The organism is Cuneatibacter sp. NSJ-177, from assembly GCF_022867805.1.
Lineage (GTDB): Bacteria > Bacillota > Clostridia > Lachnospirales > Lachnospiraceae > Pseudolachnospira.
The window spans coordinates 171,665-186,871 of sequence record NZ_JALIFO010000002.1 but is presented as its reverse complement, the minus strand read 5'-3'; the positions used below and the strand labels follow the sequence as shown (position 1 = coordinate 186,871).

13 protein-coding genes are annotated in these 15,207 nt (G+C 56.3%); all 13 read left to right on the top strand.

What is annotated here, in order from left to right; all coding sequences use genetic code 11:
- The first annotated feature begins 444 nt into the window (after window positions 1-444).
- Window positions 445-1,650: an aconitase X catalytic domain-containing protein gene (locus tag MUB23_RS05000; protein ID WP_244799246.1), complete on the top strand. Its 1,206-nt coding sequence runs from the start codon at window positions 445-447 to the stop codon at window positions 1,648-1,650.
- A gap of 1 nt (window position 1,651) precedes the next feature.
- Window positions 1,652-2,056, top strand: a complete 405-nt coding sequence (locus tag MUB23_RS04995) for an aconitase X swivel domain-containing protein (protein ID WP_244799245.1) — start codon at window positions 1,652-1,654, stop codon at window positions 2,054-2,056.
- 84 nt (window positions 2,057-2,140) lie between these two features.
- The gene (locus tag MUB23_RS04990; RefSeq protein ID WP_244799244.1) at window positions 2,141-2,623 is read left to right on the top strand and encodes a (2Fe-2S)-binding protein; all 483 of its coding nucleotides are present in this window, start codon (window positions 2,141-2,143) and stop codon (window positions 2,621-2,623) included.
- A 2-nt stretch (window positions 2,624-2,625) separates the two neighbouring features.
- A complete protein-coding gene (locus tag MUB23_RS04985; RefSeq protein WP_244799243.1) occupies window positions 2,626-4,914 on the top strand; it encodes a xanthine dehydrogenase family protein molybdopterin-binding subunit in 2,289 nt (762 codons plus the stop codon).
- Window positions 4,908-5,876, top strand: coding sequence for an FAD binding domain-containing protein (locus tag MUB23_RS04980; protein WP_244799242.1), 969 nt, complete (start codon window positions 4,908-4,910; stop codon window positions 5,874-5,876). The genes MUB23_RS04985 and MUB23_RS04980 overlap by 7 nt, the downstream gene beginning before the upstream one ends.
- Window positions 5,877-5,927: 51 nt before the next feature.
- Complete coding sequence (locus MUB23_RS04975) at window positions 5,928-7,034, top strand: TRAP transporter substrate-binding protein (RefSeq protein ID WP_244799241.1); 1,107 nt, start codon at window positions 5,928-5,930, stop codon at window positions 7,032-7,034.
- Window positions 7,035-7,120: 86 nt separating this feature from the next.
- Window positions 7,121-7,639, top strand: a complete 519-nt coding sequence (locus MUB23_RS04970) for a TRAP transporter small permease (protein WP_244799240.1) — start codon at window positions 7,121-7,123, stop codon at window positions 7,637-7,639.
- Between the two features lie 21 nt (window positions 7,640-7,660).
- Window positions 7,661-8,941, top strand: a complete 1,281-nt coding sequence (locus tag MUB23_RS04965; RefSeq protein WP_244799239.1) for a TRAP transporter large permease — start codon at window positions 7,661-7,663, stop codon at window positions 8,939-8,941.
- An 88-nt stretch (window positions 8,942-9,029) separates the two neighbouring features.
- On the top strand, window positions 9,030-10,331 hold the full coding sequence (gene larA, locus MUB23_RS04960) for a nickel-dependent lactate racemase (RefSeq protein WP_244799238.1): 1,302 nt from the start codon (window positions 9,030-9,032) through the stop codon (window positions 10,329-10,331).
- A 14-nt stretch (window positions 10,332-10,345) separates the two neighbouring features.
- On the top strand, window positions 10,346-12,589 hold the full coding sequence (locus tag MUB23_RS04955) for a xanthine dehydrogenase family protein molybdopterin-binding subunit (protein ID WP_244799237.1): 2,244 nt from the start codon (window positions 10,346-10,348) through the stop codon (window positions 12,587-12,589).
- An 11-nt stretch (window positions 12,590-12,600) separates the two neighbouring features.
- A complete protein-coding gene (locus tag MUB23_RS04950; protein ID WP_244799236.1) occupies window positions 12,601-13,065 on the top strand; it encodes a (2Fe-2S)-binding protein in 465 nt (154 codons plus the stop codon).
- Window positions 13,062-13,889, top strand: a complete 828-nt coding sequence (locus MUB23_RS04945; RefSeq protein WP_244799235.1) for an FAD binding domain-containing protein — start codon at window positions 13,062-13,064, stop codon at window positions 13,887-13,889. The genes MUB23_RS04950 and MUB23_RS04945 overlap by 4 nt, the downstream gene beginning before the upstream one ends.
- 86 nt (window positions 13,890-13,975) lie before the next feature.
- A complete protein-coding gene (locus tag MUB23_RS04940; protein WP_244799234.1) occupies window positions 13,976-15,205 on the top strand; it encodes a hypothetical protein in 1,230 nt (409 codons plus the stop codon).
- Window positions 15,206-15,207: the final 2 nt, after the last annotated feature.

The following is a 15,207-nucleotide window of genomic DNA, read 5'->3' as shown; positions in this document are numbered from 1 at the left end:
GGTGAGAGACCGTAAGGGGATGCGGCTTTCACCTTTTTTCATTGCAAGAAATACCGGGAGAAACTTCTGAATAGAGGCTCAAGAAGTTCTTTTTGGGCTTATCCCTGATAAATAAGCCTTTCAATTAGATATATATTGAATTCGTATAGGCACATGCTAAAAAAGTATTGACTTTTGGATGAGATAGAGTATAATACTTACATACAAGTGAAATACAAGCAGTCCGAAGGGCAAAGGCGCCTTCCTTTATTCTTGAAAGAATTCGATAAGAAGCATTCTGGGATATGATGAGGAACACGCCTTTTTATTTTCTTTAGAAAAAGGGGGGATTTTTCGAGGACGGTGAAAAGGGGAGCTGATCGGATTGGAATCAGGCGGGAATCTTGAATTTTATACTTATAAAAAGCGGCTGCGACGCCGCGTGAAAGGAAGAAGGAGTTAGTTATGGTTTTGAACGAGGAACAAAAGGCGATGCTGGAAGGCGAATACGGCGCGGGCACAGCCTATGCCATGAAAATCCAGTTTGCGATCGGGGAGTCCTTTGACGCGCCCCGGATGGTGCCTATCACCCGTGCCCATGTGGCCCTGAGTAATCAGGAAGCGGATTTGTGGTTTGCGGAAAAATTGCTGGCCGGCGGGGCCAAGTGCCGCGTCGCCCCCACGGTCAATCCGGGCTTCTGCTATGAGTATTTCACCAAACGCAACATGGTTGCGCCGGAGTATGCGGATTTAATGATGCGGACCCACAACGCCTACAAAGGACTGGGCGCGGTCCTGTCCTATAACTGTACGCCCTACACGGAGATGAACATTCCAAAGTTCGGCGAGATTTGCGCGTACTCAGAGTCCAGCGCCACGCCTTACATTAACTCTGTCTGGGGGGCCAGATCGAACCGGGAGGGGGCCAACAGCGCTTTATGTGCCGCGATCACCGGCTATGTGCCGGAATATGGCCTGCTGCTTAGTGAGAACCGAAAAGGGGATATCCTGGTTCATGTGGAAGCTGACATGAAGGATGATTCGGATTATCACTATCTCGGCATGTGCGGAAAGAAAATCGGAGAGGGGATTCCCGTGTTCTCCGGTCTTCCTAAAAATATTTCACCTGCAGCATTAACAAACCTGGGCGCACAGCTGAATACCTCCGGCGCTTACACCATGTATCATATTTTAGGGTTCACCCCGGAAGCACAGACCCTTGAAGCTGCTTTCGGAGGACGCAAGCCGAAATATGAGGTGGTGATCACCAATCAAGATCTGAAAGACGGGCGGGACATGGTCAGCGAAGAAGGCAGCCGCAGGATCGAGTTTGCCATGTTTGGCTGCCCTCACTTTAATCTCGATCAGGTTCGCCACATTGCGAAATTGGTGGAAGGGAAGAAACTGGCTGTTCCGATGTACATTCTGGTATCCAGCTTTACAAAAGAAATGGCAGACCGTATGGATCTGACCGGGATTCTCAATGCCGCGGGCGCCGAGGTCATTCCGGATACTTGCCCGGATCAGCCGTGCTGGCATTTCTTGTCGGGAAAGTACGGCGTGACAGAGTCGCCGAAATGTGCGTATTATCCAAAACGCAGAGAGATTCATTTTGTGATCCGGAACCTAGATGAATGTATTGAAGCAGCAATGAGCGGTGAGGTGAAATAACATGTCGAAAAAATATTCCTGTCATAAAATTTCCGAGGGCAAGGCCCAGGCGGAAGCGGTCGTGTCCAAGGACCGTGTGATGTTTTATCTGATGCGGCCGGAAGACGGCGTCGTCATTGAAGCTTCCCACAATCTGGAAGGCAAATCTATTGCAAAGAAGGTAATGGTGTTTCCCGGCGGCAAGGGAAGCTCCGTGGTTCAGGCGGATGGTATGTATCAGCTGAATCTTCACGGCAATATGCCTGCCGCCATGATCATCCAGTACCCGGAGACCGTGCTGGTTTCCAGCGCAATTATCATGGAAATTCCCATGGTGGATCAGGTGGATCCGGCTTTCTATGAGACCGTTCAAGACGGCGACACCGTGGTGGTCAACGCAGATGAAGGGTATGTGGAGATTCTCTAGAGAACGCTGCTTGCAGACGGCCGGCGGCCGGACAGCGGCAGCCCGGAACAGCCGGACGGGAAGCGCTGATAGGAGGAGGGAAGAATGGAAGAGTATTATGAGCCGATATGTGTGGAGGTGAACGGGGTCGAACATCAGCGTCTGGTCCGGACATCCATGACCCTGTTGGATTTTATCCGGGAAGAGTTGAAGCTGAAGGGCACCAAACGGGGCTGCGACAACGGCGAATGCGGCGCCTGCACGGTTCTGATGGACGGCGAATGCGTTTATTCCTGCCATGTTCTGGCCGTTCAGGCCAACGGGGCGAAAATTACGACCATTGAGGGCATTGCCGGCAGCGATGAGCTGAGCCCGATTCAGGAAGCTTTGATGGATGAAGGCGCCATCCAGTGCGGCTTCTGCACGCCGGGGCTGGTGATGAGCATTAAGCGGCTGCTGAATGAGTATCCGGATCCCACGGACAGCCAGATCAGTTATGCCCTCAGCGGCAATATCTGCCGCTGCAGCGGATACGTGTCGGTGGCAAATGCGGTGAAAAAGGCGGCTGCGGTGCTGAGAGGGGAGTAAGCATGGATATCTACAAAATGCGTGAAATGAAGAATGCGATCCGGCGGGTAGAGTCTGCGTCAAAGGCGACGGGCACCGCCCAGTACCTGGATGACCTGGAGATGCAGGGCATGGCTTACGGCGGTATCATCCGCAGCCCTTATCCCCATGCAAAAGTGGTTTCCATCGATGCCTCCGCCGCCAAGGCGATGCGGGGCGTGCTGGGAGTCCTGACGCCCGACGATGTGCCCCAGGTGCATTTCAATGTCACCGGATCCCTGAAAAGCCCTGCTTTGATCGAGGACCAAAGTATTCTGACCTGGCATCCGCTCCACGAAGGCGACCGGATCTGTGCGGTGGTGGCAGAGGACAAAGAAACGCTGCATCGGGCCCTGGAGGCGATTCAGATTGAGTACGAGGTTCTGCCCGCCGCCATGACCATTGACGAGTCCATCAAGGAAGGGGCGCGGGTGATTCACCCGGAATTCTATCCGGACAATTTCTACTGCCATAAGATCGGAACGCGGGGGGATTTGGAAGAAGGCTTCGAGAAGAGCGACTACATATTTGAAGGAACCTACCGCACGCCGTCCCAGCATCCGATCCCCATGGAACCGGTCTCCTGCATCGCCTACTGGAACCGGGACAATAAGCTGCATACCTGGGCCACCAGCCAGGTGCCCTATCAGGACCGGCGGATTCTGGCCGCCCAGTTCGGTATACCGGAGAGCGATATCAGCTGTCACCGGGCCATGATCGGCGGCGCTTTCGGCCAGAGAGAGGAGATGTATCATCAGGATGTGGCGGCCTGCCTCTCCCGCCTGATCTACCGGCCAGTTAAGATCATCAACAACCGGAGCGACGAGATGACCGCCACGGCTGTGCGCCATGCTTCTTACTCCAAGGTGAAGATGGGGTGCACCAAGGACGGCCAGATGGTGGCGTTCCACCAGACGATGTACACCAACGGCGGGAGCTACTGCACCCACAGCCCGCTGGTCACCGCGGCCCCGGACCGCAAGATGCCTTATCATATGCCTTATTTCCGCTATGACGGAATCGGCGTGGCCACAAACGGGGCTGTCTCCGGCGCATTTCGGGGATACGGCAATCCTCAGGGGACCTTTGGCCGCGAATGCCTGATCAACGACGCCTGCCGGAAGATGGGCTGGGATCCTTTGAAATTCCGTTTTGACAATGTCCTGAAGCCTGGTGAAAAGGTACATGGGTGCGCGCCCTTAAGCACTTTTCCGGCGGAAGAGGTATTCGGGAATGCTTTCAGGATTCGGCAGGAGATCGATGAAAAGGAAGGAGTCAGAGACGACGGGGATGTGAAGGAGGCTTGGGGCATTGCCTTGTGCAGCCACACCAGCTCCATCTCCTCCCTGCAGGGCCTGACCGGAAGCTCCATCATCTGTCTGCCGGACGGTTCGGTCAGCCTGATGAGCGGCACCACCGACATGGGAAACGGCTCTGAGACCGCCATGGTCCAGGTCTGCGCGGAGAAACTGGGGCTGGATCTCTCCGAGGTCCGCCATGCCGACTTGGATACGTCCACCAGCCCGTACAACATCGGCAGTTATTCCAGCGGCCAGATGTTCCTGACAGGAAACGCTGTCGCCATGGCCTGCGAGGAAGTGATCCGCAAGTCCAAGGCTGAGCTGGCGAAGCTGTACCAGGTACCGGTGGAACAGGTACTTTGGCAGGAAAAAAAGTTTCACATTGTATATCCGGGAAAACGCCTGACGTTTAAGGAGGCCATCCTTGAGATCTCCCAGGGCTGCACGAATATGTTCATCATGGGCAGCGCCGTGGCACATCTGGAGGATGCCCCTGAACCCTTCGCCCTCTGCCTGGCCAAGGTGGCTTACCGGAAAAAAGACAATTCCATTTTATTGAAACATGTGGTGGAAAGTGTGGATATCGGCCGGGTCATGAACCCTCTGATCGTCAAGGGACAGCTGGAGGGAGAGATGCAGATGGGAGTCGGTTATGCGCTGATTGAGGACTTGGAGGTGGATCGGGTCACGAAGAAAATCATTGCCGCGGATCTGCTGAATTACCGGAACCCGCTGATGCTGGATATGCCGGAGATTCACCTCTATGTGGCGGACAGCTACGAACCAAGGTCCGCCAATGGCACCAAGAGCGTGGGCGAGCTGGGATTGATCCCCGTGGCTGCTGCGATCCGGGAGGCTGTTGTGAGGGCCAGCGGTAAAAACGTGACGGAACTTCCGCTGAGCCGCCAGTTTTTTGTCAGAAACAACCGGTGTGATGATTTCTTTGAGGAAGGGGGGAGAAAAGAATGCTGATTTTAGCCAATTATTCCTATCATCGTCCCGCCGCAATCGAGGAGGCGTGGCGGCTGCTGGAGGAAGAAGGCAGTGTGATCATCGCCGGCGGCTCGGATGTGCTGCCCCAGTTGAAGACGGCTGTCATCAAGCCCAAGGCCTTGGTGGATTTGGCCGGAATTGAGGAACTGCGCCGGGTGGAGGAACAGGAAGATGGAATCCATATCGGCTCTATGGCCGTTTTATCCCATCTTGCGAAGAATCCGCTGATTCTGGAGAAAGTCCCCGCCGTCTCCCAGGCGGCCAGGAATGTGGCGTCCCCCCAGATCCGCAGCCGGGCCACCATCGGGGGCAATCTCCTTCAGGCCAGGCGCTGCTTTTATTACAACCAGACCAAGGAGTGGCGCAAGGGGATCCCCCTCTGCTATAAGGTAGGAGGCGACCGGTGCATTCAGATTCCCAACTCCCCTGTCTGCCGGGCCATCTATTATTCCGACCTGGCGCCGGTGCTCCTGGCCTGCGAGGCTTTGGCGGTGGTCCGTACGGCGGACGGCGAGAAGCGCATAAGCTGCCGGGAACTCGTGGAGGCCCACTGCAGGGATCAAAATGAAAAGATGCTGGTGCGTGAGTTTGTGATCCCGAAGGAAAAACTGGAGGATAGCTGGGGAGGCTTCCGTAAGTACAGCCTGCGGGGCAGCATTGATTTCCCCATGATTAACTTTGCCTGCTGGTATCAGCCCGGACAGGTCCGGCTGACGGCGGGGGCGATTGCCACAAAGGTGCTGGAGCTGGAAGATACGGAGCGCTATCTGACGGAACAAGGGAAAGGGTTTCAGGTCTCCGAGGCGGTGGAGCTGGCACAAGGAGAGATGAAAAAGAAGAGTCAGATCATCCGGGAAGCCGGAATTTCCGTGACGGTGAAGAGGGAAACCTTCCTGTTTGTTGAGGAGTTATTGGAGCAACTGAAAAAGGCCATTCAGTGACGGAACCCTCTGTGTAACATTCCCTCTATGGAGGAAGAAAGGAAGCGTGTTATGATGAGAAAACAGATCATGAAAAAGACGGCGATGCTGCTGACGGCGGCTCTGCTCCTAAGTTCTGCGGCGGGATGCGGGAGCTCCGGCGCATCGGGCACCACGGCGCCCGGCACGACCCCGGCCGGTACCGCGGCCACAGGCGATACGACGGCGGCAAGCGGCGGCAGCGGGGAAACGGTGACTGCCACATTCTGCAATATGCTGGCCACAGACCATCCCCAGAGTGTTGCGGCCGTAGAAGTTCTGGCAAAAGAAATTTCAGAAAAAACCGGGGGAAAATTTACCATTGACGTCCAGGTAAACGGCGCCTTGGGTTCGGATGCGGAGACGACGGAGGCTACGATCATGGGAAACATGAATATGACCGGCCCTGCCTGCGCTACCCTGGCCACCATTGATTCGAATTGGTATATCTTAGACGTGCCCTATGTGTTCATGAGCAAAGAGCAGGCCAGGGCAGCGCTGGACGGCGATCTGGGCCAGTATCTCTCCGACAGTCTGGAAGCGTCCTGCGGTTTGATCTGTCTGGGCTATGGAGAATCGGGAATGCGCCAGCTGTCTACCGGTTCCAAAAAGGTTACCACTCCGGCGGACTTGTCCGGGCTGAAGATCCGGGTTCTGGAAAACAAATATCATCTGGCTACCTTTGAGGCATTGGGCGCAAATCCGACTCCCATGGCTTTTTCCGAAGTGTATACCGCTCTGCAGATGAATCAGGTGGATGGTCAGGATAATCCCATCACGATCACCTGTACCAATAAGTTTTACGAGGTTCAGAAATACTACACCTTGACGGAGCACTTGTTCTGCGGCAACTGTGTCGTTGTCAATGCGGAGTGGTTCCGTTCTCTGCCGGAAGACTATCAGAAAGCTCTGCGGGAATCGGTCGATGATATGATCACAGAACAAAGACGGCTGATCGATGAGAATGAAGCGGCATACCTGGAAGAGATGAAGGCAAAGGGATGTGAGGTTGTCACCTTAACCGACGAGGAAAAGCAGGCCTTTGCAGATGCCACGCAGAAGGTGCGCGACGATTTTGCGGCGGAATTCGGTGAGGCCGGTCAGACGATGCTGGATATGGCAGCCAAGTACGCCCAGTAAACGGTTGAAACCAAGTATTTTGAGTGCGGGGAGGGGCGCTGCGGGCGGCGCCTCCCCGGTCATGATTGAAAGGTTAGGATGAGCTCATGAAGAAGTTTTTGCATATACTGAACAAGCATTTTGAGGAAGCGATCCTGGTGTTTGTATCAATCGTTATGATTCTGTTGATCTTTTTTCAGATTATCGCCCGGTTTTGCCTGAACCAATCGTTGGCCTGGTCTGAGGAACTGGCCCGTTACTGCTTCGTGTGGACGGTCTGGATGGGCGTTCCCTATGCTGTCGTGAAAGGGCGCCATATCCATCTGGAGATTTTATCGGACACGGTGGGACCCAAGGGGAAATTTGTTCTGGATTTGATTTTCTTCTTGGTCAGCGCCGCTTTCTTTGGCTATATCGGCATCCAGTCTGTCAGCGTGGTGCAGGGGATTGCCAAGATGAATCAGGTGACCCCGGCGCTGCAGATTCCGAAAACCCTTTGTTACATGTGTCTTCCTGTCGGCTGTTTTCTGGGAACCTTCCGTTTCCTACAATATGGCTTTTTGCGGATACGAAGGTTCTGGACGGATCCCAATGACCGGACTTTGATTGCGGTGGATGGGGATTAAGCAGAAAGGAGAGTAAGGCATATGGATTTTGTACTTTTGTTTGGCTGCCTGTTTGGGCTCCTGCTTCTGGGAGTGCCGATTGGCGTCTGCCTGGGATGCGGCACACTGGCTTTGATGATTTTTACCACGGATATGTCCCCCATGCTGCTGGCACAGTCCTGCTTTACCGGGCTGGACTCCTTTACCCTGCTGGCCATCCCGTTTTTTGTTGTAGCCGGAGACTTTATGATGTACGGAGGGATTTCCCGCCGTCTGTTAAATCTGTTCAACGCCCTGATCGGCCATATCGTAGGCGGGACGGCGGCTGTTACCACCGTCTCCTGCATGTTCTTCGCTGCCATCTCCGGCTCCGGTCCGGCGACGGTGTCCGCCATCGGCTCTTTTATGATTCCGGAAATGAAACAAAAAAATTATGATGAAGGCTTTGCGGCTGCTCTGACAGCCTGCGCCGGAGCCATCGGCGTGATCATTCCGCCCAGCATTCCCTTCATCCTCTATGCGGTGGCCGTCGGCTGTTCGGTCAGTGATTTGTTCCTGGCCGGCGTCCTGCCCGGTATTTTGATCGGAGTCTTTTTAATCATTGTCAGCTATGTCCAGGCGAAGAAGCACGGCTGGCACGGCAATGACAAAAGGGCAAGCGGAAAAGAAATCTGGAAGGCTTTTAAAGATTCTATTTTAGCCCTTCTGTCCCCGGTCATTATCCTGGGCAGCATCTATGCGGGGATCTGTTCCCCGACGGAGGCGGCCGTGGCTGGCGTTGTCTATTCTTTCTTTATCGGAACCTTTGTTTATAGAGAATTGAAATGGAAGCAGATCGTGGCCTCCCTTGTGGATTCCGTCCTGATCAGCGGCTCCACTTTATTTATGGTAGGGATTACCACCTGCCTGGGACGCGTGCTGACCATGAAAGGGATCCCGCAGATGTTAAGCGAAACCCTGGCCAATCTGCCCGGCGGAACCATCACGGTCATGATTTTGATCACGGTAATGCTTCTGATCGTCGGATGCTTTATGGATAATATCTCTGCTACCATTATTCTGGCTCCCCTGCTGCTTCCCACGGTACTGGAGTGCGGTCTGACGGCAGTGCAGTTCGGCGTTATTATGACGATGCTGCTGGCCATCGGCTTTATCACGCCGCCTTATGGCATCAACCTTTTTGTATCCAGCCAGCTCAGCAAGGTTCCGCTGCTGCGGATTGCCAAGCGGGCCATCCCGTTGATGCTGGCCATGCTGCTCGCGGCTGTTTTGACAATGATGTTCCAGCCGCTTACCATGGGCCTGGTAAATTTGCTGGCTTAGTACATGGCAGATCGGGAAATTGCCGTTGGGGACACGATCGGAGGATTCCCGGCGGCTTTCCTTTTTAATTAGGAAAGGAATTGTGTGGATGAAGCAATATGAAATTCCTTATTCACGTTCGGCCCTCCCCGTAAAGCTGCCGGAAGAACGGGTGGATTTTATCGGAACGCTACCCGAAACAGCCGGCTGTGCTGCGTTAAAGCAAGAGCTGAAAGAAAAGCTGGAACGTCCCACGGCCGGCCCGGCCTTAAAGGATCTGCTCCGGCCGGAGCAGCACATTGTGATCCTGGTGGAGGATCAGACCCGCCACACGCCGGTGAAAGAGATTCTTCCAATTTTGTGCGGATATTTGGCGGAACATGGCTGCCTGCTGGAACAGATCGAGGTTCTGGTGGCCCCCGGAAGCCACCGGATTTTAACGGAGCAGGAACTTCTGGAGAAGCTTGGCAGCTTTGCCATGACAAATCTGAAGATCAGCCAGCATGATTACCGGGATGAAAAGATCCTCGTGGAGCTCCCCAAGGTGCGGATCGGCTCCATGCAGATCCCGGTCGCCGTGAACCGGATTGCAGTGGAGGCGGATCTTCTCATCGGTACCGGCAATATCATCCCTCATCCCAACGCGGGATATTCCGGCGGGGCGAAGATCCTTTGTCCGGGGTGTTGCGGAAAAGAAACCGTGTCCGCGATTCACACGGCCGCAGCGCTGATGGGGTATCTGCCTTTAGGCATGGAAGAAAATGCCTGCCGCAGCGCTCTGGAAAAAGTGGCGGGGGAGGCCGGGCTTGATTTTATCATCAATGTGGTGCTGGATGCGGAAAATTCCGTGGCGGGGGTTGTGACCGGCGATTTTATCCAGGCCCACCGGGCCGGAACCCGGATGGCAAAAGCTGCCTTCGGCGTCCCGATTCCGGCACCGGTAGATATTTTGATCAGTTGCTCTTACCCGTACGATGCAGACTACTGGCAGTGCGAAAAGGCTATGATTTCCGGATATTTCGCTGTAAAGAAGGGTGGGATTATGATTCTGGCGGCCCCCTGCCTGGAAGGGCTGGCCCACAACCACGACGATTTGCTGGACTGGCTGGCATTGGACAGTGAGGAGGCGGCCCGCCGGATCCGCCGGATTTGGGAGAACGGCGGCAGCGGGGATTTGGTGGCGGCCGCCATTGCGCTGGGAGCGGTGATGGTCCGCGAGAAGGCGGAAATCTTTCTCTGCACCACCGGTTTAAGCCGGGAGGAAGCGGACCGTATGGGCTGCCGGTATTTTTCCGATCTGCAGGAGGCTGTGGATGCGGCGCTTGCGGAACGTCCGGAAGGGAGAGTCGGGATCCTGCCTAGGGGAGGAGATTGTCTTCCTTACGAGATCGGATCCGTTTCAACAGGATAAAAAGGTGCAGAAAAATGATGAAGATTGTAGGGAAATCTCAGCCCATCCATGACGCTTTGGATAAGGCGGCCGGAGCGGCCGTCTATGCGGGGGACATGAGGCTGAAGGGGATGGTATATGCGGCGTTGGTCCGCAGCACGATTCCCCATGGATACGTAAAGAATATGGATTTCCGGGAGGCGGAACAGCTGAAAGGCGTGACGGGTTTTATGAGCTGCCTTGAGGAATGCGGAGCCCCCTATTGCCGGTACCGGACGACAAAGGGGCAGAATACCGTGGATCATGAGTTGATCTGGAACCGTCACGTCCGCTTTGTGGGAGACCGGATCGGCTGTGTCATGGCCGGCAGTTTGGAAACAGCCCGGCGGGCGGCCCTGATGGTGAAGGTGGAGTACGAAGAGTACCCGTCGGCCCTGACTCCGAAGGAGAGCCTCGCGGAGGGGGCGCCAGGGATCCATGAGGGAGGGAACGTCACCAGGGAGATCGAGGTGGAGGAGGGGGAGCTGCCCGATGGGGAATGGACCGAGGTGGAGTCGCGGACCATTCTTTCGCGGATCAGCCATGTGGCCATGGAGCCCCATGTGTGCACGGCGGATTATAATCCCCGCACCGGAGTGCTGACGCTCTGGAGCCCCAGCCAGTCTGTCCACGGGATCCGCACGGTGATCGGAGATATCTTTGGCCTGCCCTATCACAAGGTGCGGGTGATCAAGACCACGATGGGAGGCAGCTTCGGCGGGAAACAGGAATGGGTGGCGGAGCCCGTTGCCGCGGCTGCCGCGATATACCGCCGGGGGCCGGTGCAGCTGGTGATGAGCCGGGAAGAAGTCTTTCAGTCCACCTGCTGCCGGGCTCCGATGGATTTGAAGGCAAAGGGACTGTACAGCCGGGAGGGAAAGCTGATCAGCCTCCAGGTGGACAACACCCTTAACGCAGGCGCTTATCTGGGCAACTCCTTTGACTACTGCAATGCGATGGCCAACAAGTTTTTCCGCTGCTACCGATATCCCCATATGCGCTACACCGGCCGGGCGGTGCTGACCAACGCCCCGGTATCCGGCGCGTTCCGCGGCTGGACCAGCCCGGAGCTTGCGGCTTGTATGGAGCATCAGCTGAACATGGCTGCCAGAAAGCTGGGCATCGACCCGCTGGAACTGCGGCTGAGGAATGTGGCCCATCCTGGCGACGAGGATATCCGCATCCACGTGCCGCTGGGAGAGATCCGCATCGAAGAGTGCCTGAGGCTGGGACGGGAGAAATTTCATTGGGATCAGCAAAGGAAAGAGAACGAACGTTTTAATCTCAGCCAGGGACGGTTCCGCCGCGGCTGCGCGGTGGCCTGCGGAGGGCATCTGAACGGCTATTATCCCAGGGTCAATGATTTCACGGAAGTGGATATGCGGATGACGGAGACCGGGGATGTGCTGGTAAATGCCACCCTCCACGATCACGGCTGCGGCACCGTGGAAGCGATCCGGATGATTGTGGCGGAGACCATGACGCTGGATGTCGATCGGGTTCAGGCCGGGGAGGGAGATACCGCGGTGACGCCCTTTGACTACGGCTGCTTTTCCAGCCGGACCACCTATGTGATCGGGCGGGCGGCGCAAAAGTGTGCCGGGCAGCTGCTGGAACGGATGAAGCAGGCGGTCTTTCGCCTCTACGGGGTACCCGCGGAGCAACTCATGCCCAAGGACGGAAGGATGGAGGCGGAGAATGGGCGCAGCTGGTCGTTTGCCCAGATTGTCCAGGAGAGCCACAGCCGCCTTCAGGAGGAGGTTTCTGCCGTCGAGCAGTATCGCAATGAGAGCAATCCTGGGGTGACCGGGGCCCATTTCGCCCAAGTGGAGGTGGATATTCTTCTGGGAAATGTCCGCATTCTTCATTATCTGGCCGTCCACGATATCGGCCGGGCCATCAATCCGGAACTCTGCCGGGCGCAGATTCAGGGCGCTGTCTTGATGGGCGCCGGAGCGGCGCTGACAGAGCAGATTCCGCTGGGACGGGACGCTGCCGGGCTGTCTTCCCTGGGGAAGTATCACCTGCTGAACCTTCCGGAGGCGCCTGAGATCCAGGTAGAACTGATAGAGGATGGAGGAACAGACGGCCCTTTTGGGTGCAAATCCATCGGGGAAGTGTGCCATGTCCCGCCTGCGGCCGCCATCGCCGGGGCTGTCAATGAGGCGTTGGGCTCCGATTTGTGCCAGCTGCCGCTGAACCAGGACCGGATCTGTGCATGGGTGGAGGAACATACTTAGGAGAGAATGAGATGAAGCTTACTTTTTGGGTGAATGAGAAACCGATTGAGCTGGATACGGAACCGGACCGCAGACTGCTGGATCTCCTTCGGGAAGACCTGGGCCTGACCGGAACAAAGGAGGGCTGCGGCGAAGGGGAGTGTGGAGCCTGCACGGTGATCCTGGACGGCGAGGCGGCCCACGCCTGCATGGTATTGGCCATCCAGCTGGAGGGATGTCATGTGACCACCATCGAGGGACTGGAGGAAAACGGGGAGCTTTCCGCTCTCCAAAAAATCTTTGCGGAGGAGTCTGCGATCCAGTGCGGCTTTTGCACGCCGGGCATGATTTTGTCCGCAAAAGCGCTGCTGATGCACCGGCCCCATCCGACGGATGAGGAGATCCGGCGCGCTCTGGCGGGAAATCTGTGCCGCTGCTCCGGGTATCAGCAAATTCTGCGGGCCGTCAGGCGGGCGGCGGAGGAGGGGAGACATTGAAAGCCTATCAGCCGAAAAATTTGCGGGAGCTGGAGGAGGTTCTTCGGAATTCCGCTTTAAACGCGGAGATCCTGGCCGGAGGTACGGACTTTATCATCGCAGAGCGCCGGAGCGGGCGGCAGCCGGAGGAGCTGATCTATGTGGGCGGCGTGGCGGAGATGAAAGAATGGAAGGCTGCGGAGAACGGCATGTTCATCGGCGCCTGCTGTACCATGAGCCAGATTGAGCAAAGTCCGGTTCTTGCGGGACCCTTTGCGGCGGTTGCGGAAGCTGCCGCCGACGTGGGTTCTGTGCAGATCCGGAACCGGGGAACCATCGGCGGCAATATTGCCCACGCTTCCCCGGCGGCGGACCTGGCGGCGCCGCTGATGTGCTTCGATTCGGAAGCCGTGGTGCTGCGAGGGGGAGAACTGGCGCGGATTCCTGTGGAGCGGCTGATTACCGGCTCCGAGAAGACGCTGCTGAAAAAGAAAGACGTCATCCTGGGGTTTTGGCTTCCTGCGTGCCCGGAGAATACGGTAAGCCACTATTATAAGCTGGGCTCCCGCAGACAAGTATCCATCTCCCGCTTCGGCGTAGCCATCGCACTGCGCCTGGAAGAGGAAACGGCGGTACAGGCCCGGATCGCCATCGGCGCCATCGGCGAGAAGGCGCTGCGGATGAGGGGCATGGAACGAGCTCTGACTGGCAGGAAGCCGGATCGGGAAACTGGGCGGCTTCTGGGAAGAATGCTGGAGGAACACATCCGGGGCACCAGCGGACGGCGCTACAAAGCGTGGGCTTCCGCCGGGGTGATGGAGGACGCGCTGGCTGTTTTCCGGTGATCGGACTGCCATTCTGTGCGGGAGGTATGGATTTTACCCTTTGACAAATTGCATTTGCAAGGTATAATAAACTGGAGGTGGCATTGATGCCATACTTGCTGAAAGAAGATTATGAGTATCCTCTGCCCCGGATGTATCCGGTCAGGCAGATTTTTCCCGGAGATCAGCTGGCGGATGTCCAGACTGCGGTGCAAAAGGAACTGCGCCGGCCGGAGATTGAGAGTAAAATTTTTCCGGGAGCCAAGGTGGCCGTGGCCGTCGGAAGCCGTGGGATAAGGAACCAAGGCGTAATCGTAGAGACGGTTTTGGCGTTTCTGAAAAGCAGGGGAGCCAGCCCTTTTCTCGTTTCCGCTATGGGCAGCCATGGCTCCGGCACAGAGAGAGGCCAGCGGGAGGTGCTGGCCGGTTATGGCTTTACCGAGGAGAATCTGGGAGTCCCGGTGGTGACCAAGGTGGACAGCGACCGGATCGGGACGGTCCTGGGGAATGTCCCCGTGTATTTCGACCGGGCCGCCGCCGGGGCGGATTTGATTATCCCGATCAATCGGGTGAAGCTTCATACCGATTTCAACGGGGAGCTTCAAAGCGGCATCTGCAAGATGCTGGTTATCGGGCTGGGCAATCAGATCGGCTGCTCCGGCATCCATGAGGAACCTCCGGCGCGGTTCGGTGCAATCATCGAGGCGGCGGCCCGTCTGATTCTGGAAAAAATGCCGGTGGCCTTTGGGCTGGCGATTTTGGAGAATGCCTATGACCAGACCAAACAGATCCGGGCTCTTCCGCGGGAAACACTGGTGGAAGAGGAGAAGGAGATGGTGCGCCTGTGCGCCGAGTCCATGCCATCACTGAAGTTAAGCAAAATTGATGTCCTGGTGATGGAAGAGATCGGCAAGGAGGTTTCCGGTGCGGGCTTTGATCCTAATATTGTCGGCCGCAGCTCCTGCCGGGATGCCTATGTGATCCATCATCCGGAGATCCAGACCATGATCTGCCTGGACGTGACGCAGGCTTCCCACGGGAATGCCATCGGTATCGGTTTGTTTGATGTGATCACAAAAAAATGCTTCGGAAAGATGGATCTGGAGGCGACCTATGCCAACGCCATCGCCTGCAAGTGCATCGAGGACTGCAAGATTCCCTGCATGGTGGATACCGAAGAGGAGGCTGTCCGGGTGGCTTTGAAGATCTGCCGGAATGTGGATCGGAAAGCGCCTCGGATTGTGAAGATAAAGAATACGCTGGACTTGGAAAGAATCCAGGTGTCGGAGGCTTTGCTGGAAGAAGTGAAGCGCACCCCTGGAATGGAGCGAATATAGTC